15 protein-coding genes are annotated in these 22,561 nt (G+C 41.5%); 7 read left to right on the plus strand and 8 right to left on the minus strand.

The annotated features are described in order from the left end of the window. The 7 genes from QJ048_RS13865 to QJ048_RS13895 all read right to left on the minus strand — a co-directional run bounded on the left by QJ048_RS13865 (position 1) and on the right by QJ048_RS13895 (position 12,778). On the minus strand, positions 1–3,417 hold the full coding sequence (locus QJ048_RS13865) for a SusC/RagA family TonB-linked outer membrane protein (RefSeq protein WP_282334972.1): 3,417 nt from the start codon (positions 3,415–3,417) through the stop codon (positions 1–3). 113 nt (positions 3,418–3,530) lie between these two features. Beyond that, a complete protein-coding gene (locus tag QJ048_RS13870) occupies positions 3,531–4,748 on the minus strand; it encodes a FecR family protein (RefSeq protein WP_282334973.1) in 1,218 nt (405 codons plus the stop codon). A 76-nt stretch (positions 4,749–4,824) separates the two neighbouring features. Continuing rightward, on the minus strand, positions 4,825–5,451 hold the full coding sequence (locus QJ048_RS13875) for an RNA polymerase sigma factor (RefSeq protein WP_282334974.1): 627 nt from the start codon (positions 5,449–5,451) through the stop codon (positions 4,825–4,827). Between the two features lie 327 nt (positions 5,452–5,778). Next, the gene (locus QJ048_RS13880) at positions 5,779–6,852 is read right to left on the minus strand and encodes a LacI family DNA-binding transcriptional regulator (RefSeq protein WP_282334975.1); all 1,074 of its coding nucleotides are present in this window, start codon (positions 6,850–6,852) and stop codon (positions 5,779–5,781) included. A gap of 50 nt (positions 6,853–6,902) precedes the next feature. Next, positions 6,903–7,643: an SDR family NAD(P)-dependent oxidoreductase gene (locus QJ048_RS13885; protein ID WP_282334976.1), complete on the minus strand. Its 741-nt coding sequence runs from the start codon at positions 7,641–7,643 to the stop codon at positions 6,903–6,905. 425 nt (positions 7,644–8,068) lie between these two features. Then, positions 8,069–10,693, minus strand: coding sequence for a glycoside hydrolase family 3 C-terminal domain-containing protein (locus QJ048_RS13890; RefSeq protein ID WP_282334977.1), 2,625 nt, complete (start codon positions 10,691–10,693; stop codon positions 8,069–8,071). Between the two features lie 60 nt (positions 10,694–10,753). Then, entirely contained in the window at positions 10,754–12,778 is a 2,025-nt protein-coding gene (locus tag QJ048_RS13895) for an NPCBM/NEW2 domain-containing protein (RefSeq protein ID WP_282334978.1), read from the minus strand. Positions 12,779–13,822: 1,044 nt separating this feature from the next. On the opposite strand from QJ048_RS13895, the gene QJ048_RS13900 reads away from it, so the two are divergent. The 5 genes from QJ048_RS13900 to QJ048_RS13920 all read left to right on the plus strand — a co-directional run bounded on the left by QJ048_RS13900 (position 13,823) and on the right by QJ048_RS13920 (position 17,400). Beyond that, the gene (locus tag QJ048_RS13900) at positions 13,823–14,299 is read left to right on the plus strand and encodes a DUF4142 domain-containing protein (RefSeq protein ID WP_282334979.1); all 477 of its coding nucleotides are present in this window, start codon (positions 13,823–13,825) and stop codon (positions 14,297–14,299) included. Positions 14,300–14,308: 9 nt separating this feature from the next. Continuing rightward, on the plus strand, positions 14,309–15,142 hold the full coding sequence (locus QJ048_RS13905; RefSeq protein WP_282334980.1) for an alpha/beta hydrolase: 834 nt from the start codon (positions 14,309–14,311) through the stop codon (positions 15,140–15,142). A 28-nt stretch (positions 15,143–15,170) separates the two neighbouring features. Continuing rightward, positions 15,171–16,151: a catalase family peroxidase gene (locus QJ048_RS13910; RefSeq protein ID WP_282334981.1), complete on the plus strand. Its 981-nt coding sequence runs from the start codon at positions 15,171–15,173 to the stop codon at positions 16,149–16,151. A 62-nt stretch (positions 16,152–16,213) separates the two neighbouring features. Next, complete coding sequence (locus QJ048_RS13915; protein ID WP_282334982.1) at positions 16,214–16,651, plus strand: carboxymuconolactone decarboxylase family protein; 438 nt, start codon at positions 16,214–16,216, stop codon at positions 16,649–16,651. Further along, complete coding sequence (locus tag QJ048_RS13920; RefSeq protein ID WP_282334983.1) at positions 16,648–17,400, plus strand: SDR family oxidoreductase; 753 nt, start codon at positions 16,648–16,650, stop codon at positions 17,398–17,400. Before QJ048_RS13915 ends, QJ048_RS13920 begins: the two co-directional genes overlap by 4 nt. A 23-nt stretch (positions 17,401–17,423) precedes the next feature. Here QJ048_RS13920 and QJ048_RS13925 read toward each other — a convergent pair whose 3' ends face one another. Beyond that, on the minus strand, positions 17,424–19,058 hold the full coding sequence (locus QJ048_RS13925) for a sigma 54-interacting transcriptional regulator (RefSeq protein WP_282334984.1): 1,635 nt from the start codon (positions 19,056–19,058) through the stop codon (positions 17,424–17,426). 707 nt (positions 19,059–19,765) lie between these two features. Between QJ048_RS13925 and QJ048_RS13930 the strand changes: the two genes are divergently transcribed. Together QJ048_RS13930 and QJ048_RS13935 are read left to right on the plus strand one after the other, a co-directional pair. After that, positions 19,766–20,257: a hypothetical protein gene (locus QJ048_RS13930; protein ID WP_282334985.1), complete on the plus strand. Its 492-nt coding sequence runs from the start codon at positions 19,766–19,768 to the stop codon at positions 20,255–20,257. Positions 20,258–20,604: 347 nt separating this feature from the next. After that, entirely contained in the window at positions 20,605–22,224 is a 1,620-nt protein-coding gene (locus tag QJ048_RS13935; protein WP_282334986.1) for a Na+/H+ antiporter, read from the plus strand. The last annotated feature ends 337 nt before the right edge of the window (positions 22,225–22,561 follow it).

Genomic DNA, 22,561 nt, shown 5'->3' on the forward strand with positions numbered 1-22,561 from the left:
TTATAAGGTTATGTCAAGACCCAGGTTAAAGCGTTTAACAGTAGGATAAGCACCAAAGCTGGAGTTTCCGCTGAAATTGGATTCACGGTCATCCGGCATCTTTGTCCATAACAACAGGTTGTTGCCATTCGCATAAAACTTACAGGCTTTTATGCCGAGTCTTCTGATGCTGTTTCCGCTAAGGGTGTAACCTATTTCTGCATTTTTCAACCTTGTATAGGACCCGTCGAATAAATACCTTGTGCCGGCTGCATCAGGACCCATGAGTGTTGCCCAGCGTGGAAGCGGAATAGTACCACCTGCTCCTTTAGTGTAATAAGTGCCTTCAACGAAAGCCACGTTGGAAGAAGAATGGAACGTAGGAAAAGTTACTTCACGGGTAACATTGTTTACGCCATAGAACTGGACGAAAACATTAAACCCTTTCCAATCCAACCCCACTGTAGCACTATAGGTATTCTGTGGAGTTCCGGTATATTGATAAGGTGCCTGGTCGTACGTATCAATCACGCCGTCGCCATTGAAGTCGATGATGTTGTAGTCACCTACGAGTTTGTTATTGTTGTTGGTGGATCTCTGTGTACTGCCATATACATCGTCCCAGCTCTGTACAAAACCGGCGTTTAAGTAAGCCCTGGTTTGACCGATGGCATAACCAGCATTTTTTTGATAATCCGGAAGCAACTCGGGATCATCACGGAATATTACCTTGTTGGTGGCATGCGTCATATTAAGGTTGGCCCACAAATGCACGGTACCTATTGTATGATTCAGTTTCAGCTCTACTTCGTAGCCTTTACTCTTCACCTCGCCAAGGTTTGCTTTTGGTGCAGTGGCACCGAAGTAAGTGGGAATGGCACGTTGGCTACCATCGATCAAAATATTGGTACGGTGATCGCTAAAAACATCTACGCTACCTTCAATCTTGCCTTTGAGGAAACCGTAGTCGATACCGAGGTTTTTCTTCTCCACAGTTTCCCAGGAAACGTTTGGATTGCCCAGGGAACTGATGCGGTAATAAGTGTATGGTGTATTGGCAGGAATGCTTCCCATCAAAGTGTTGCCGCCATATGACCACTGGTCTCTATACAACCAGCGATCACTCACATTATCATCACCAATCTTTCCCCACGATGCACGAACTTTCAGTGTGTTGGTGAAGCCAAGATTTTTCATAAACTGCTCGTTGCTGACCATCCAGCCTGCTGAAAAAGATGGGAAGAATGCAAAGCGATAATCAGGTCCAAATTTTTCCGATCCGTTGTAAGCGCCATTCGTTTCGAAAAAATATTTTGCGGCATAGTTGTAAGTAGCCCTAAATACCCAGTCTTCACGGAAGTGAAAGAACTCACTACCTGTTGCATATTTTTCTCTCAGCAACAATCCCATTGCAGTAATATCATGCTTGCCAAACCTGCGGTTATAATTTAACTGGAAAGAATAGTTGACCCTGCGATAAGTGGCGCCCCTGTCCACTGATCCACCCACGCTTGACCAGCGAACACCATCGGTGTAATCAAGCTGTGTGCCTGTATTGATTTGCTGCTCCAGGTATATGGTGCCTGTTTCGGGATCTACCCATTTGCGTTGTGCTGAATTATACAGGTCATTGATGCCTCGTCCGGTTTCTTTAAATGAATTGTCAAAGGAAAAATTGGTACGAAAACTAAGGCCACGTAAAATCATATCCAGTTGCTGTTGCAAAATAAAGTCAGTAGTGATCTGCGTAGTGGTCCTTTTTTCAACACCAGACATCGCGAGATTATATACAGAGTTGGGAACGTCTGCATTGCGTGGCTGGAAAAAGCCCCAGGTGCCATCGGAATAAATGGGCTGCATCGCATCGGGAGAAGTACGGTAAGCAGATGCCCAAAAGCTTGCGTCACCGTCTGCAACGTTGAAGGGCAATTTGCGCACGGCATTGGAGCCAAATATTTTGGTAGATAATTTAGTCGTCTTTGTCAGATTAAAATCAAGGTTGCTGCGTACGTTAGTGCGTGTATAACCATAGCCAGCCTGGTATCCCCTGTTATTCTGATAGGTTTTGAACAGGTCACCTTCACTCACAAAATCTACACCGGCAAAATAATTGACAAACTTAGAGCCGCCGGAAACATTGGCACTCGTATTGTAAGACATTGCATGGTCCTTGAACAATTCTTTCTCCCAGTCTACATTTGGATACCTGTCAGCTTCCGCTGTGTTTGCAGGATTGCGGTACTTATTAATGATATCTTGTGGCTTATATGAGGTCCAACCATTTGCAGAAATCATCAGCTCACGTTCAATCGCACGATCCTTGAGTTCCAGCGCATCATAGGAGTCATATTTCTGTGGCAGCTTGGAAGGAACTTTTGCGGTAACATTGGACCTGATCTGTATGCTTGTTTTTCCTTCCGTTCCTTTTTTTGTAGTGATCAAAACTACGCCGTTCGCACCTTTCACACCGTACACGGCGGTAGCAGACGCATCTTTCAATACAGAAACACTTTCAACAGAAGAAATGTCAATCGAACTCATGGAGCGTTCAATACCATCTACGAGGATAAGTGGAGAACTATTGTTCCATGAGCTTTGTGCACGCACCACCATTTGCGGATCTTCAGCGCCAGGCATGCCGGAAGAAGCGGTAGTGATCAGGCCGGGCAGATTACCAGTCAGCGCCATGCCCAGGTTGGTGACACCGCCGGTGCGCTCAAGTACTTTGCCGGATGTTTGTACAATGGCGCCCACCACACTTTCCTTCTTCTGTCTTCCATATCCTACAATGATAATGGTATCTGTCGCCGCCTGGCTGGCAAGTGCCAGAGACACCGCGATTGCATTTTCTTTTCCAGCTATGGCTACATCTTTGGAGAAGTAACCAACATATCCGATTGCAAGCACAGATTTACTGCTTCTTACTTTCAATGAAAAACTGCCATCCTCTTTTGTTTGTGTACCGTTGTTGGTTCCTTTTTCAGTAACAGTGGCACCAACAAGCGGATCACCTTTATCTGTTTTAACAGTACCTGTTGCCATCACAGCGACAGTACTCGTTGCCAATGCAGGAACAGGCTCCACAATGGCAACTTTCTTGTCAACAACAACTATTGTTTTTTTAACGATGGAATATTCCAGCGGCTGACCCTGGAAAGTAATTTTCAAAACATTCTCCAGTGTGGCGTTGGTAACCGAAATCGTTACAGGATGCGATTTCTGAAAATGTTCTTTCGTTGCGATGAACGTAAAATCGGTTTGTTTTTTGATCTCCGTAAAAATCTTCTCTAAGCTGGCGTTTGTTTCATGCAAAGTTATCCCCTGCGCCGATGCCTTTGAAGACAGGCCGGTGGCACATAAGAGGAGTACCAGACATTTCACCAATAAGCGCATTCTTAAAGGCTCCTTTGATACAAAGGACTTTAGGCAAACAATCAAATGCATAGTTTTGGTTTACTTTTAGTTTAACAATAAAGAGGTTGCGTTATTCAATTGAATCCATCGTTTTATATTCAGGATAGCTGAATGAAAAGTGGATCATGTTTGACATTTTATTTTGACTCAGGCAATACCACGATTTTTTTGCCTTCAATACCAAAATGAAGATTGCCTGTAAGTTCGAGTGCTTTTAAAACTTCGATCAGGCTCAGGCTTCTTGGCAACTCGCCAACGAAATGCAGATTGAAGGAGGTGTTTTGATAATCGATATCGACATCATACCAGCGGGACAACTGTCGCATAACTGTCTTCAGATCTGCGTTGCAGAAATTGATGGCGCCGTTCTTCCACGCCATCACAGCATCTACATCTGCGGATTTATTGATTTTGATTTTTCCGTCGTTGCATAACTGGGACTGCTGTCCAGGCCTAAGCATGCTGCTATCTGTAGCCGTTCTGAATTTTACAGAACCTTGCAGCAATGTTGTATTGATAGCCGCTTCTTCGCGGTAGGCCATAATATTGAAGTTCGTTCCGAGAACTTGCACTTCTCCGTTATGAACGCCCACAGTAAATGGTTTGCTGATATTTTGCGCTACTTCAAAATAAGCTTCTCCTTCAATTTCTACATGGCGCTCTTTTCCTACAAATGCAGCCGGGAATTTTAATTTGGTAGCGGCATTCAACCACACCTTCGTGCCGTCCGGAAGTTGTAGTTGATACTGCCCGCCTCTTGGTGTTACAATGGTGTTGTATACTATTTCATCCGTAATTGAATTACTTGTTTTATAGGACAACTTATCTCCTGACTTTACAACTTCCACACCGCCCTGTTTCGTTAAGGTCCCGTTGTTTGCATTATCAAGATCGATCGCGGAGCCATCTCCCAATATCAGTGTCGCTTTATTGCTGCCGGGTGCAACGTCATTTTTAAATCTGTTACAATAACCTGTTTGGGCTACAATTTTTGTTTGCTCTTTCTGGCGAAATCCAATTGTGTACAATATGCTGACTACAATGGCTATCATTGCGGCCGCAACTTTGTAATATTTTGTGCGTTTATAAAATGGAACAACAGGGGCCACCTCAACTGTTACCATTAGTTCATTAAGTATTCTTCCAGAAGCTTTTTCAGCAATACTTTCAGAGGATAAAGGACCTTCAGCAATGTTATCTCTCAACACTGACTGTAATAAAGTATCAGATTCTTCTTTCGATAAATAGTTCATTATCTCCGAAAGTTCCTCCGGTGTGCATTCATTGTCGAGATAACGGGTCAACAACGCCTTATAATATTGGTCGTCTTTAATCATATAAATAGTCGCAAGCATCGCGATCACTTATAATATCCTTAAACCAAAAACAAGGGTGGGTGTGTTGAAAGTTTTTTTAACATTTATATAATGATCAATTAATCATTACCGCCACGGAAACTGCGAGCATCAATTGCATATCTGCATGGTGCCCTACATACTCCCTGATAGATCGCACAGCAAGTACCATGTGCTCCTTTACGGTATTGCGTGTCAGATTTAATTCTGTGGCCACCTCTTCGTATTTTTTTCCTTCAAGTCGGCAAAGTTTGAAAACTCTTTTTCGTTGGGGTGGTAACCGCTCAATGGCAACCGTTAAAATGTGATTGTATTGCTGCCACTGTAATTGCAATGCAGGATCAGCAACTTTGTTTCCGATATGAAGAGCCACTTCTGTTCGCATCTGATCGTCGGCGGCAATTTTCTTAAGCTGTTTAAAAACAGCATTTCGGGTTATGGTAAACAGGTATGACTTAAAAGAAAGCGATGGATCAATATTTGAACGCCGGTCCCAAACCTTAATAAAAACCTCCTGAACGATGTCCTCTGCTACCTGGGGAATTTTTACAAAACGCAAGGCATAACCATAAAGGGAATTATGGTAGGTATTATAAATATGCACAAAAGCGCTTTTATTCCCCACCTTTAAATGGGTTAACAAAGTCTTCACCGGCGGATCGGCATCCAGGGAAGCATTACCTGAAAAGTAAGTTAGTTTCATATAGCAATCTTTCAAAGCAGTTTTGGTTAGTGCACAAAGGATGTGGCTTTGTAAAAGGCTTTCACCATTTTTACAAAGCATCTTCGCTAATTCTCTGATCTGGAAATGTTGGGCTGCGGAGGTTTATACCCGATATTTCGGAGGATTGTCAAAACTGATTGGTATTGATTTACTGGCATTGCAAAAGTTTTTTGGGTTATAGACTGGCATCTATCAAACATTCCAAAAGTATCTGCCGGCTGTCTTTTTCGACTTTACATTTCGCCAAAATCGTCGCACAAATGTTCAAAACGTGCAGGAAGAATGGAACAAATGTCCAAAACTGCACTACGACAAGGATTCTGGGCCATCGACCATTAGCAACGCAGTTTCATTTTTCATTTTTAAAGACGATTGCCTTACAATAATTTCCGACCGAAGGATGATCGTATTCGCATTGTCTACTGTGCGTGCCCCTGAAAGATGATCAATAAGACACCGTGCTGCCATCTCTCCCATTTCATAACATGGATAATTTACCGTAGTTAGATTCGGTTCTACTATCTTGGTAATAGGTTCATTATTAAATCCGGCGAAAGCAATTTCCTGCGGAATCTTCATGCCGGCAGCCCTAAGCGTCTGCATACAATAAATGGCACAAAGGTCATTTGCGACAAAAACGCCATCCGGCTTTTCCGTCATTTGCAGGATCTGGTTTCCGGCCTCTATCCCGCTTTTTTCGGTCAGGTCATTTACGACAAGGAGGTTATCATCAAAATAAAGCCCCGCATGGAGGAGTGCATCTTTATAACCGCGGCATCTTTCCGCATAAATATTGGTTGAAGATTGCCCGGCTATATGCATAATGCGCCTGCAACCCTGTTCAATTAAATGCCGGGTAATATTGTAAGCGCTTTTGTAATTGTCTATAACGATATTCAGGCTGCGTGCATCTTCACAAACGCGATCGAAGAATACTACCGGTATGTGCTTATTAAAGAACGCGTTGAAATGATCCATGCTTTTGGCATCGTGGGCGAGAGAAACGAGTAAACCATCTACGCGGCTGTCAAACATCATATCGATATTGGAGATCTCCTTTTTGGCAGAACCGAGGGATTGACTGATAATGATATTGTATCCAAATTCATTGGCGATTTTTTCCATGCCTGCTATAATGGAAGAAACAACGTAGCTGTTAAGTCGCGGAACAATGAGCCCCAAAGTATTTGCCTGTTGCCGGCGAAGATTCCTTGCAAAGCTATTGGAACGATATCCCATTTCTCTCGCCACCGCATGCACTTTCTTTTTGGTGGCATTGCTGATTGCATGATGATCCTTTAAACTCCTGCTAACTGTGGCAGCAGAAACATTCAGGCGTCTGGCTATGTCATATATGGTAATCTCTCTGTCTTCTTTCATACAAGCAACGTGTGGTATGCGTTTATGAGGTGTTGTTCAGTCAGCTTTATTTAAAACCCAATTGAGTTTCCGCCATCTACCGGCAGTATTACGCCAGTAATGTAACAGGCCGCATCGGAGGCCAGGAATAAAGCAGCATCCCCAATATCTGAGGGATTACCAAGAACACCCATTGGTGTTCGCGACATTACTTTTTGCTTGCGCTCGGGATCATTGTTCAAAGCCTTCGCACTCATGTTGGTGGCAATAAAACCAGGCGCAATGCAATTCACTCTTATTCCCCTGGGTGAAAGCTCCACGGCCATTGCCCTTGTCATCCCTTCAATGGCTGCCTTTGAAGCGGTGTAAGCAATCACTTTCGGCAGGCCGTATTGGGATGCCATGGAACTGATGTTAATAATGCTTCCGTTTATTTGTTGTGCAAGCATTGCTTTGATCACTTCGCGTGTTAACGAAAAAGCAGCGGTTACATTCGTCAACAAAATATTTTGAAACTCTGCATCGGTCACTTCCACCAATTCCTTTTTCATGTTGATTCCCGCGTTGTTTACCAGAATATCTATGCGGCCATGTTTATCCAATATGCATTGCACCAGTTTCGGTATTTCGCAGAGTGTGTTCAGGTCACAGGCAATGGTTTCACAAAGAGGGCCCAGTTTTTCTGCCGCTTCTGAAAGCTTTTGTTGATCCCGGCCTATGATGATGGTGTGTATAGAGGCCCTCACAAATTTCTCTGCGGTTGCCAGCCCGATTCCTGATCCTCCGCCGGTAATGATCGCTATTTTTTTCATGATTGAATTCACTTATAATATACAGGGTAGTTAAAAAATATCTCAGGCTTGAGGTCCCAACCCGTCGTTTCATTGCTGTAAAAAAATTGAATAAATTTCTTGCCGCAACACAATCAAATGTATAAAGGAGGCTAAGGAAAGGATTGCTTATTTGTTGAAAAGAATAACACAAATGTTCAGCAGCAATGCAAATAGTTATTTTAGCAGGTAAGTATTCAGGTTAATACAGTTCTATGGGAGACAACAACAAAAAAGCCGGTGACTAGCCGGCTTTTAATCGCTTAAGGTCAAAAAAACGAGATCAGGCTAAACCCAACCGCACCGGATCTTTGAGATGCCTCTGCTTATGAATCTTCATTATCTTAAAAGGGGTTTTATTTCCCTAGACATTACTTTTTTTAATTAGAATATAACCCAATTAAACGCTAGTTGATCTTTATGTCTTTTTGTAATACATTACCGGTCGGGATATTTTTTACACCCGGCTGCCCACCTCCAACACTAATAACCAGTTTGCCGGCAGGACAAATCATTTTCCCATTGGCATTGGCAACTGCCAACTCTTTTGCTGTTAAAGTAAAATGGACGATACTCGTTTCTCCCGGCTTTAAATGTATACGCTTGAAACCTTTGAGTGCTTTTCGCGCCACTTTAAAAGATTGCCCCTGGTAGGAAATATATAACTGAACCACTTCTTCACCTGCACGTTTGCCGGTGTTGGTAACAGTCACGTCAACAGGAATATTTGCATTTGCTTTAACGGCAGCAGGAATCACCAGATTTTTGTATTGAAAGGAGGTGTAACTCAAGCCATACCCAAAAGGATACAAAGGTTCTCCCTTGAAATAACGATAAGTGCGGTTATTCATCGAATAGTCCTCAAAAGAACCAAGATCTGCATCGCTTTTGTAGAACGTAACAGGTAAACGACCCGATGGATTGTAATCACCAAACAACACATCCGCAATCGCAGTTCCTGCTGACTGTCCGCCATACCATGCGTTTACAATGGCAGGTATATGCACACTCTCCCATGGCATTGCAATGGCACTGCCGGTCATCATGACGAACACCACGGGCTTGCCTGTTTTCTGCAATGTTTTTAATAGTTCGGTTTGCACAGATGGCAACAAGATCGATGTTCTGTCTCCGCCGTTAAAACCGGGATAATCAACTTTCATTTCTTCGCCTTCAAGTTGTGGGGAAATGCCTCCAACAAAAATGATGGCATCTGCATCAGCTAATCTGTTGGCAAGTGCATTAAAATCAGTTTTCACAAATTTGCCTGCTTTTAATGCGACGCTTGCTTTTCCATCTCCCTGCCAATATTCTAACACGAGTTTATACACTTCTCCTTTCTTTGTGTCGAGCCTGTAAGTTCTTGCGCCCCAACGGTTCCTTTCCCATGCGTTTATGACTTCCTTATCATTGATCATAAATTTATAGCCATCATCGCCTTGCACCTGGAATGTTATGTAGCCATCTTCCCCGGCAGTAAAGTTGGTGGTGTACCGTGCTGAAAAATCATTCGCTTTAATGCTGCCGGTTACCTGCTGTCCTTCCTGCCAGAAATGATCGATTTCGTTTTCATTCACTACAATCGGACTTGCGCCAAGTTGACGGTTAGCAAAATATTCAGCTTTAAAACCATGTTTGCCTTCATAAGCGCACTGTGCACTTATGTCGGTAAAAGCCAGCAATGTATCGTTGGTAAAATTCACTGCCTGTTCATACACCACTTTTGTATCACTGGAAACCTTTTGCCCGATGCCATTCAATGCTGTTACAATTTCAGACGGCGTTCCGTTATAATTTCCGAGTACAGCAATACTGTTTTCAGCATTGGGTCCAACTACTGCAATCTTCTTTAATGATTTACTAAGAGGTAAAGTGTTGTTTTCATTTTTGAGTAATACAATAGATTCCTGTGCCATTTTAAGGGCTTGTGCTTTGTGTTCTCCACTCTCCAAAACACTGGTTGGCGTTTGCGCATAAACAACTTCTGACGCAGGATCAAACATACCCAGCTGCATGCGGATCATAAACAATCTTTTCACTGAAACAGTAATTTGCGATTCTTTGATGATGCCATCTTTTACAGCTTTAACCAAGGACAAATAAGCGTCGGTACCACACTCTACATCTGTTCCATGAAACACTGCATCTGCTGATGCTGTTTCAGCATTGGTGTGCGTTTTATGGTGTTTAAAGAAATCATCAATGGCCCAGCAATCAGAAGTAACATACCCGTTAAACTTCCATTGATTGCGCAGGATATCGATCATCAGCAGATCACTTCCACAACAAGGTTGTTTCCTGAAGGCATTGTATGCACACATTACACCGGCCACGTGGGCGTCTGTAACAAGCTCTTTGAATGCCGGCAGATAAGTCTCCCAGAGATCCTGTGCGCTGACATCCACATTAAATTCATGCCGTGACGGCTCCGGACCACTGTGTATAGCATAATGCTTTGCGCAGGCTGCCGCTTTCAGGTATTTCGGATCGTCTCCCTGGAGGCCATGCACAAAAGCCTTTCCCAGCATGGCAGTCAAAAAAGGATCTTCACCATATGTTTCCTGCCCGCGACCCCAACGGGGATCGCGAAAAATATTGATATTTGGCGTCCAGTAGGTAAGCCCCCAATAACGTTCGCCGGTTTTGCCGGATGCAATTGCTTTGTTATGGATCGCTCTTCCTTCCATGGCGCTCTGATCGGCCATTGTGTATAACGCAGTAGTATCCCAGGTGGCGGCCATCGCAATGGCTTGCGGGTATACCGTTGTTTTAAAAGGCGTTCTGGCGACGCCATGCAGCACTTCATTCCACCAGTCGTACGCTGGAATACCGAGCCTTGGAATGGCCGGCGCATGATTGAGCATTTGAGCCACTTTTTCCTCCAGCGTTAACCGACCCACCAGGTCATCTACTCTTTCTTTAAATCCCAGCTTGTAATTCCAGAACGGTAACTGCGATGGCTGCGTTTGTGCATGCCCGTTTATCCGGCACAATATCGCCACAGCAAAAAAAATCGTCTTTGTCAACTTCATCCTTGTCAATCTTTTTTAAAAACTACTCAAATAATTCCACCCGGTCAATTAATAACGAAATCATTTGATGCAATCAAATTTCAACAGCAACACACCATGTGCAGGAACTTTTACAGAAAGTTTATCCTTCCGGGTGTCCAATTTTGTAATGTCTTTCTGCCTCCACAGATCGCGTACTTTTAATTTGCCTGTTAAACCCAATTGTTGAAAATCTGAAAATGGCATATCAATAGGCTCTAATCCAAAATTGCAGAAACCCACTGCATGGCTCCGGTCTTCCAGCTCCTTTACATAAATTCGCAAATCGCCTTTCTTCAGTTGGCAGATCGCTTGCTTACCAAGGGCATCCTGGTTCACGGCAATCACTTCGTCGTTTGTTAGGAGATTAAGTGTAAAATCGTCCAGCTTCTCCATATCACAGCCAATCAACAGCGGTGCAGAAAATAAACTCCATAAACTAAAGTGAAGATATTGTTCATCTGGCTTGAGCTTGCTCGCATGAGGATTGCCCCAGCCAACTGTTCCCAGGACAAGCATATCAGGATCGTTCCAGTTCCCGGGTTTTGCATAAGGCGCCGCTTTGTCTTGAGCAAGAGCGATGCTGGATACACTTGACCATGTATCTGTAATGTCGTTGGTCGTGCGCCAGCAACTGCCACCCACCGAGTCGCCCCATTTCCAAACATCAGACATTCCATATTGACAAAGACTAAATATTATATCGCGTGGCTGCTCTTGTAAAAATTTTCCCATGAGCGAGAAGGGAGCTTTCGCAGTTGGAAGCTCATTGCCGCCTTTGTACGATAGAGACGAAACTTTATAAGGGTCGTTGTTAGGCATTCCATTAATCACATTGCCGTAACTGCACCAGTCGTACTTCAGATAGTCAAATCCCCATTTAGCATAGGTTTCCGCATCTTGTTTTTCATAACCATAGCTACCGGCACAACCTCCGCAAGTCCATGGACCGGGGCTTGAATAAAGACCAATTTTCAACCCAAGTCCATGCACATAGTCAGCAAGTTCCTTTATGTCTTTAAAACGGGCATTGGGAATAATGTTACCAGCATCGTCACGAAACCTCCCTCTTAAAGATTCATCTTTTGAATCGCGATGGTTTTGCCAGAAATCATCAATATTCACGTAGGCCCAGCCGTGATTGACCAGGTCCGATTTTACCATCGCATCGGCCGCCCGCTTTACCTTGTCAGCAGATACTTCTCCGGCAAAACAGTTCCAACTGTTCCATCCCATAGGCGGTGTTAACGCGATCTTATCACCGCACACAATGCGTAAGTTTTTTTCTGCAATGCCTTTCGTGTTGCGGGCTTTAAGTTTAACATTAAATGTGCCCCATCTTTCGAGCTTTCCGGTAATTAAACCAGTATGGCTGTCTAACGAAAGACCCGCAGGTAGTCCGGTTGCGGAAAAAATCATCGGCCGCTCACCAGTTGCAGCAATGCGAAATTGAAAAGGGGAACCGGGTCTCACGCCAAAAACGGTAGCACCGTTAATTCGTGGACTCGCCGGAGCTTTAGAGGTTAAAATGTAGGGAGTTGCCGGTATAGGATTAACAGTTGACAAAGCAGTTGGTTCCGTCGTTTCAAACTTTGCATCCACCCAATCAGCATGATCGTAGTAATTGCCATTGCCTCCATCATTCACCACCAATTCCATTTTTTGAATCCCTTTAACTGAAGCCTGGCATGTTCTGGCACTATCGCCCAAATGCATAATCCCACTCGACCACATCTTTTTACCATCTCCGAATACAACAAATTCTACCGCAGGTTCATGTCCCGCGACTTCGTCATCGATGCCAACCATGGCACTAAACGATTGCGCTTTTCCTTTCAACAAGATGATCAACGAACTTTCTGCGTGTGTCCCAAAACCACGCTGAAATTTTTGACCAGCAATTGTAAGTGTCCTGTTATCCACCGATCTGTTATTGTTGGGCACGCCATAGCCTTGCGTTGCGGCACTTATATCTAACTGGTCAAGCCACACCATTTGAGCTGCTGATCGATAAGAGGAAACTACGCCGATAACAACTATAATGCTTGTAATTATTCTATTTGTCATATTTAACTTTCAAGTTAAAAAGTAGCGAAAAAGAACTGTTTGTTGAAAATGGCATATATTTTATAAAACCACTTCACACAGTCTGCGAGCATATAATATCCAAAATATCTAAAAGAGGGTGGTTCGGCGTCAACCCTTTTTTTGAGTTCATACAACCTATTTTCGATTTTACATACTATCCTTTTTACTGAACATTTCCAATTGCGAATACAGTGTATTCGCAATTGTGGATCGGTATACCTTTTTGCTGGTTACTGTGAATTTTAGTGGGGGAATCTCTAAATGAAAAATAGAAAAAATCTTTGTGAAAATACTATCTTCCTTAAGCAGTATAACACACGGTGACCAAAATACCGCATTGTCGAATACTTTCGCTTTCGTTCGGTTTTGACCTCAAGTCTAGGAATTCCTCCATCAACGACACACGTGCGTCAAAATGATGATACACGACAGTCAATTTTTTTTGCAACAATTTTTATATTTGTATTGTCAGGTGACACATTTTTAATGTACGAAATATACTATATCATTTTTTGATTTTTTTTGGCAGACGTTGTATCACGGCTTGCTATGTTTCCCAATTGTGCCCACACAGTAGGCACAATTGGAATTGTTTATTCAACAACCAAACGTAGTTAAGGAAACAATTCTATGGGTGACTGGATTTGAAATTTTTCTATATCAATAATGATATCAACTACTTCCAAAGTCAATGACAATGCTACTCACCACATTGCTTACAGCGAAATAAATAATGAAGAGACCTATTAATCAAATGTAAGAAATTACTGCATCCACCATTCTTGTTTGCTTAACCCACTATTGCTGCATGGAGACCCGCTAACAAAATGAAGTGTTGATAGTCTTTCAAATGTATAACTCGACGATATTTCGTTCATCTTATCGTCTAACGCCGAAAAAAGCATTGAATTAAAACTGAGTCATATTTGAAAGCATTGATAATCAATGGTTGTAAAAAAGGCCGGTGTTTTGCTTTTGCTGAATTGCTTCAATATCGAAGCTATAACAGCAAAAAAATAAGCAATGAACCAGGATCAAAACTTCAATCGGGCAACCATTAATTTTGTCAGCGAAAAAGAGTTTCGTAACGGTGTAATGCCCCGTGCAAAACTTTCAAAACTGGCCTGTGAAATTGCTCTTGAAAAAACTTCGAACACCGAAATCAAAGAATTCGCAGGCTGGGAATTAATGGAAGCAACAACTGTGATTGAAGTATTGGAAGATTTAGGGACATCCCAAACTACGCTAAGCAGCGATGCTTCTGCCATTCTCTCAAAACTCAAAAACCTGGATGAATCAGCTTTTGAAAAAGAATACATGGCTGCAGAACTTTCCAATCACGAATTTCTCCGCAACCTTGCCCACGATTATTTAAACACGCAACAAGTAAAACCATTAGGTAAGGACAAGGAAACCTGGCATGTGGCAGGGCTGGCTCTGTTTGCTTTTACTGAACATGTAGGGCTATGTAAAAAAATAATCACCAGCCTAAACGCATAACAATATATCATGACTACACTCCCACAAACAGCAGCTTTTACAACTGCTGACGGATACTCAATTTCGTATCGCCATTGGCAACCAGGTAATCAAATAAAAGCTATTGTTGTTATTGTTCATGGATTTAATGCACACAGCGGTTATTACCAGTGGCCCGCAGAGCAATTAATTGCAAACGGATTCGAAGTTTTTGCTATTGATTTACGAGGCCGCGGCAACTCCGATGGTGAACGTTTTTATATAAATGACTACCATGAACTAATATCAGATATTGATCAACTGGTTGGCATTGCATTATCGGCAAGCCCTGGTTTGAAAGTATTTCTTTTAGGCCATAGTGCAGGTGGTGTGCTTTCAGCCATCTATACATTACCACCCAGTGAAAAACTCAGCGGGTTTATTTGCGAGAGTTTTGCATTTCGCTTTCCCGCTCCTGATTTTGCAATCGCTGCCTTAAAAGGTTTAAGCCACCTGGCGCCACATGCCCATGTGGTAAAACTAAAAAATGAAGATTTTACTCGTGACCCTGCCGCTGTAGAAGTGATGAACAACGACCCGCTTATTGCACATGAAGTGCAGTCTACAAAAACAATACAACAACTGGCACTCGCTGATGAAGAATTAAAGAGTCGATTCAATACAATTCAATTGCCGTTATTGATCCTGCACGGCACTGCCGATAAAGCAACTAAACCGTCGGGCAGTGAATATTTCTATGAGCACGCAGGTTCTCCGGATAAAACTTTAAAACTGTATGAAGGTTATTATCACGACTTGCTTAACGATACAGGAAAAGAAATAGTGATGAAGGAAATTATAGAATGGTTAAAACAAAGAATCTAAAAGGGTTTTCAACTTAATAAACAATAATATGAAACAGGTACAATTGACTTTGCTGTTAGTTATTTCGGGCGCGCTTTCATCAGGTATCGCATACGCCCAACATGACACGCTAAAATACGATCCAAAAGATCTGGTAACTGCATTACACACTACTTTCGGAGAACATCACGCCCGGGCCGTACATACAAAAGGTCTGTTTTTTGACGGAACATTCTCACCTTCAAAAGATGCAGCAGCTATTACCAAAGCGAAACATCTACAAAATAAAAGCAGTAATGTAATCGTTCGCTTTTCTGATTTTACAGGCATTCCCGACATTCCCGATAATGCAGGGCCAGCAAACCCAAGAGGAATGGCCATTAAGTTCATTATGGATGATAGTTCAGCAACAGACATTGTTGGTCACAGCTTCAATGGTTTTCCTACTGAAAATTCAGATCAATTTCATGATTTACTTCTTTCCATAGCTCGCAGCGGAGAAGGAGCGCTTAAACCAACTGCGCTTGACAGTTTTTTAGCAACACATCCAATAGCAAAAACATTTCTTACAACACAAAAACTACCTGCGAGCTATGCTACAATTGCATACTTTGGCGTAAACGCATTTAAGTTTACAAACCGGAAGGGAAAATCTTGTTATATACGATACCAATTTATTCCTGAAGAGGAGAAATTACTTACTGCACAAGAATACAATAATAAGGATGCTGATTATCTTATTAACGAAATCAAAAACCGGATAGCTAAAAAACCGGTGGTCTTTAAAATGTATGCTCAAATCGCGGAGAATATTGATGTTATTGATAATCCTTCAGTAGCATGGCCCAATACAAGACGGAAAGTTTTTCTGGGAACGGTTACCTTAACAAGACTGGCAGACAATTCAGAGGCTGCTGATAAAGCGCTATTTTTCATTCCAAATAATATTCCGGCAGGAATTGAACCTGCAGATCCTATGATTGATTTCAGGTCCAAAGCTTACCCCATTTCTGTAAAAGAAAGACAATAGAATTTTAGAAAAACTATAGGCTTAATAAACCCTTTATCGAATTCTACAATAAAATAAAACACATGCAAAAAAGAATAAACATTCAACAAACAGATCCGGAAGCATACAAAGCAATGTACCCGTTGGAACGTTACCTGTCGGCATCATCACTGCAAACAACACATAAAAATTTAATCAAGATCAGGGCTTCGCAAATAAATGGTTGTGCCTTCTGCATTAATCTTCATACCAAAGAAGCAAGGGAAGCGGGCGAAACAGAGCAACGCATTTATTTATTAAATGCATGGAAGGAAGTGGAGATATTTAGTGATGCAGAAAAAGCTTTGCTTGCATTAACTGAAGCTGTAAGCCTTATTAAAGATCATGTAACAGACGAAGTATATACAACTGCTGCGAGCTTCTTTGATGAAAAATATCTGGCGCAAATCATCATGGCTATTGTAACAATCAATGCATGGAACCGTATTGCCATCACCACACATTTACAACCGCAAATATGAATACACTGCAAAACAAAACCGCTGTTATTACCGGCGGCACTACCGGCATTGGTTATGCCACCGCAAAACTGTTTAGAGAAGCAGGTGCAACAGTTATCATTACAGCCAGAGATGCACCGACACTGGATAAAGTTTCAAAAGAATTGAATGTACATGGTATTCGCGCAGACCAGTCTTCCATAACAGAAACAAATGCTTTAGTAAGTGAAGTACAGCAATCATATGGCAAGATCGACATACTCTTTTTAAACGCCGGCATTACACAATTCAGTGCTATAGATACAATGTCTGAGGAACATTTTGATGCTATGATGGATCTGAACTTTAAAGGCACCATCTTCACTATTCAGAAATTTCTGCCGGTACTTGCAAACGGTGCATCTGTTATATTGATGGCCTCAGTAAACGCCAGCCTGGGTGCTCCCGGAAGCATTGTTTATTCAGCCTCAAAAGCCGCACTTATTGCAGCAAACCGAATTCTGGCAGCTGAACTTGCGTCTCAAAAAATAAGGGTAAACGCTGTATCGCCAGGGCCGGTAGAAACACCATTGTATGATAAATTAGGTTTATCAGAAACACAATTAACAGGCATGTATGATCACTTGAAAAATAAAATATTATTGGGAAGATTTGCCAGACCGGAAGAGATTGCAAAACTGGTAAATTTTCTTGCATCTGACGATGCATCATTCATTACCGGAACTGAAATTATTATTGATGGCGGGCTTACTGTAAATACGGTTTCCTAGTAGCAGGAAGAATTTTGTACTTATCAATATTCTTTATTAATTCCAAGCTTTTTCATTTTTGATTGCAGTGTAGTTGGAGGAAGATTGAGCATAGCCGCAGCGCCTTTTTCGCCACGTATTCTTCCATTGCATTTCTTAAGCGTAGCTACTATATGTTGTCTTTCTACTTGTTCCAGTGATTTGATGTCTTGTTCTTCCGGTAACACAGATGGTTCTTTTACCGTACTAACAAGATGAATATCTTCGATGCAGGGACCCGTTGCCATCAGTATGCTTCTTTCAATCACGTTTTCCAGTTCACGAATATTTCCTGGCCAGTCATATTGGTGGAATTCTTTTAAAACGGCAGGTGCAACGCCTGTAATTTTTTTACCAATTTTTGGCGTTAGCTTGTGAATGAAATAAGCAATTAGCTCATCAATATCTTCTTTTCGATGACGCAGCGGTGGTAACACAATAGGAAACACGTTCAGTCGATAATATAAATCAGCTCTGAATCTTCCTGCCGCGACTTCTTTTTCCAGGTCGCGGTTTGTTGCCGCTATAATGCGTACATCTGTTTTAATAACAGTTTGCCCACCAATTCTTTCCACCTCTTTTTCCTGGATAGCTCTCAAAAACTTCACCTGCAAATCCAAAGACATTTCACCAATCTCATCTAAAAATAAAGTACTATTGTCTGCCAACTCAAACTTCCCCATCCTTCGTTCAGTAGCACCGGTAAAGCTTCCTTTTTCATGCCCAAACAATTCACTTTCTATCAGTTGGGCCGGCAATGCAGCACAGTTTACTTTGATCATCAGCTTATCCTTTCGGCCGGATGTATTATGAATAGCCCTGGCAATTAACTCCTTGCCGGTGCCCGTTTCGCCCATAATCAAAACGGTACTGTTAGTACGTGCAACATTGGCAATTAACTGAAAAACTTTTTTAAGCGAAGTAGCAGCACCAATAATATCACCGGCACTAACGGCATCGCTCATTTGTTCCTGTAAATACAAGTTCTCCTGTTCCAGCCTTGATTTATACTGCTTGATTTCAGCCAGTTGGTTTTGAATTTGTTCATAGGCGAGTATATTGGAAATGGCAATGGAAATATGTGCGCATACGGCTTCGGCTAGCTTAATTTCAGAAGGTGAAAAAAATATTTTTTCTTTTACATACACAAACACAGCACCGAAGCTTTTATTGTTTACCCGAACAGGAAATCCGATTAACTGGTTAACATTAAGCTCATAAAAAAAGTCAACATAGTAAGGCCGGTTTGAACGCCTCATTAATTCATACATATCAAATATTACCGGCTCTTCCGCTGTTTGAATAACATTGTAAATGCCGTCATTAATATAATATTTCATCGCTACGCCTTTGGCAAAACTCGGGTGTTGTATTGTTTGTTCCGTAATAGTATGAATGTAGTTGGTATGGGTTAGATTGTCGGTATTATCCAGACATATCATAATTTCATTGAAACGGAAATATTTGGCCAGCCTCTCAGACACAATTTGCTGAATATCCTGTTTAGTGCGGCAGGAAGTAATATCCTTACTTAATAGCAGTAGCAAAGACTTTTCTTCTTCAATTTCCTTTATCAGGAGAATTGAATGATTATTGTCAACGGCAGGGTTTGTTTGTGTTGTTTGTTTCGGGGTTTCCATACAAAATCATTATTAAGATTTCTATCCGCTTATAGATAGCTTTTGGGTTAAGTTACACTTACGTCCTAGCACTCTGAAGGTTAGTGTCAGCTCCATATCAATAAATAACTAAGCTGAATTGAAATACAAAACTGAAGATAAAAATAATATTTCAAAGCATTAACATAGTTCAAGTACATGCTTGTAGTTAATAGTACCGATGGCAATTCTTTTAAAAAACCACGAAATATAACACACCTCCTCTTGTGCTTACACAGCAAATTGAACATTTCATAGCACTTTCAGCGTCCGCCCGCTGCAGAAAAGTTTCCGGTGGGAATGTTGCCGATTATTATAGTACTTCATTATTGATTCATCAAAATTTGATATCGTGAAGAGAGGTCTCCATTCTGACCAAATTCATTAGATTGGATATCGAGACATATCGATTTCCAGGTCAGGAAAATCGACAACAAACAGAGATAAATTTTTACGGTAGACATTGCGTTTAAAGTAATTCCGCTTATGTCGAATTTATTGCGTACCTTACTTTAGATTTTTCTCAGGATACGATTTAAGAATCAAACAACAGGCTAATAGCTCTGTCTCTTTCTCTATTCTCCGCAAAGTTTTAAGCAATCAATTCTTCAGGCCTGCAGGCATAGTTGAAATCTTAACGAACAGACCGCAACTTTAATTTAATTAACAACATTCTTTCAATTTTTATTATGACAAAGAAATTATTATTAACCTTCACTGGTTTATTATTTGTCTGTGCATCTATATCTGCTCAAAAGGTAAACACAGATTCACTCTTTTTTCAAAAGGCAAATACAGACTCTCTTTCCCTGGTCGCTAAAATCAGCGAAGATCAACTGAAACTGGGCAAACTTCAAAATCAGGTTGAGCAAAAAACACAAAACAAACATGATGCGTCACAACAAGCTCAAAAGTCTGCGGATGCTAATACTACAGCAGCAGGTAAGCTAAGTGATCACCCGGAAGACAAAAAGTTGGCCAGAACAGCAAACAACAATGCAAGTAGCGCCAAGTCAGATTCAAAAAATGCAAGGAAAGAAACAAGCTCATTGGACAAACTAAATGTCGACATCCAGGATCTGAAAAACAAGATTGCCGCTAACCAGGTGAAATTAGATAAGTATGTAAAACCGGAATTGCTAGATAAGCCCATAGGTACTGAGATAATTGCGCCTCAATAAACAGGCACAAATGGCAGAGATTAACATTCACGAGTAAAGTAACATTCAGTTTAACATAAACTTGTTATCAATAACTTTCCAGAAAACGGTGCTATTTTTATAGAAGCATTCAGTTTTTGGAAGGTTATTTTTTGGTACGTAATGCTTCATTGGCGGACAATCCAACACATTTATCCAATTGAAAAATTTATGAGCAAGATGCTGTTACGGAGCACTTGCTTAATTAACCGCGGTACGTTTTTTATGAACGTAATATGCAGGTATTCCTGTTAACTAATAAACCTACCTTACATTATTTTCCCGAAAGATGTTATATGATGGAGAATTTCAAAGTGATTATATTAATCATGGCAGTACTGATCGGGTTGTCTGCTTTTATTGAAAAAATCAAGCTCCCCTATCCTGTATTGCTTGTACTTGCAGGATTAATAATTGCTTTCATTCCGGGAGTACCACGGATCATTCTCAATCCTGATGTTATTTTTGTGGTTATCCTTCCTCCTTTGCTATATGATGCCGCATCACGCACATCCTGGAAAGATTTTAAAGCCAACATACGTCCGATCTCTGCGCTGGGCGTTAACCTCGTTTTCTTTACAATTCTGGCCGTTGCTATAACTGCTTATTATTTTATTCCGGCTTTTAATTGGCCCGCGGCGTTTTTACTGGGCGCCATCATTGCTCCGCCAGATGCGGTCGCCGCAACCGGCATACTCAAGGGACTTTCTTTGAACAAGCAGGTATCTGCCATTTTAGAAGGCGAAAGCCTGGTAAATGACGCAGCGGCGCTTATTGCTTACCGTTATGCATTGATCGCGGTTCTCACAGGAAGTTTTGTGCTGTGGCAGGCTGCTCTTCAATTTATATTTGTAGCTGCGGGTGGCATTTTAATCGGTGGACTTATCGGTTACATCATTACCTGGATACATAATAAAATTCACGAACAGCCTATTATTGAGACTTGCTTTACACTGCTAACGCCGTTTCTGTCCTACTTTGCTGCTGAACGGATAGGTGCGTCTGGCATACTTGCGGTTGTAAGTGCCGGACTTGTTGTTTCAGTGCGTTCATCGGAAGTTTTCTCCTACGATATGCGTCTGCAAACTACTTATGTTTGGGATACGATCATGTTTTTACTAAATGGATTTGTCTTTATCTCTATCGGGCTTCAGTTACCGGTTATATTGAATGAACTGAATTACTACTCATGGTACACGCTTCTCTTATACAGTGCATTGATAAGTGTTGTAACTATCGGTGTACGCATAGGCTGGGTTTTTTCAGGTGCCTATTTTGCACGACTTTTTAAATGGAAAAAGCCAGGAGATGGGTTAGGCTCTACTGAAATTGATCATGACGACACATGGAAAAATGTAATGATCGTAGCATGGACCGGCACCAGGGGCGTTCTTTCCATGGCCGCGGCACTTGCTTTGCCATTGACATTGTACAGCGGAAAACCATTTCCCGAGCGTGCCCTGATCGTGTTCCTTTGCTTTGTTGTTATTTTTGTGACGCTGGTGATACAAGGTTTTTCGCTGCCGTTGCTTATCCGTTTGCTTAATGTAAAAAATAGTGAAGAAGATAAAGAGGAACGACAAATTCAATTACATTTAATCAAGAGCACACTGCATTACATAGATCACGAATATCCTCTCCCGTTGGAAGAATCGGTTAAGGCATTATTGAAAAAAGAGTTTGAACTAACAGCGGAAAGACTAGTGCGTGAAATACGTGCGCATAAGTGGAATGAAACTGGAGGAAAACGAGTAGCTGTCAGAATACTGACGCCTTTGCAACAAGCGCGAATAGCGATCGGGCTTTTTCAGAGGGACCTGCTATTAAAGTTACACAAGGACGGAAAAGTAAGCACCACTGCTCTTAAAGAGGTTGAACGTGATTTGGATATAGAGGAACTAAATTTGAATCAGCAACTTCCGTCAAAGGAAGACCAACCTGAAAGTTAAGGGCGCTAAATATTTTCTTTCATGTATCAACAAATTCAAATGGCACCATTAACAATTCTGTAATCCAATCTATTCAGTAGTAATAGTAAGCCGTTTAAAAAATACTTTAACCAAAGTTTTTTTTAAACGATGTCACATACTGGCAAAAAGGACCTACCTTCATAGAGCGGACTAAGTTCTTCATCATTTAGTTTTGATCAGTTTTAATTCTTACACAATTTTTCCTCCTCTTTGCTTTTTGTTGCAGTCAACTTACACAAGCCTCTCTTCTATTTCCCATCACTAACTAGGTTATAAGAACAAATAGCAAATAAGGAGGGTAAAATATATACATCTT

Source organism: Pinibacter soli (genome assembly GCF_029961145.1).
Taxonomy (GTDB): Bacteria; Bacteroidota; Bacteroidia; order Chitinophagales; family Chitinophagaceae; genus Pinibacter; species Pinibacter soli.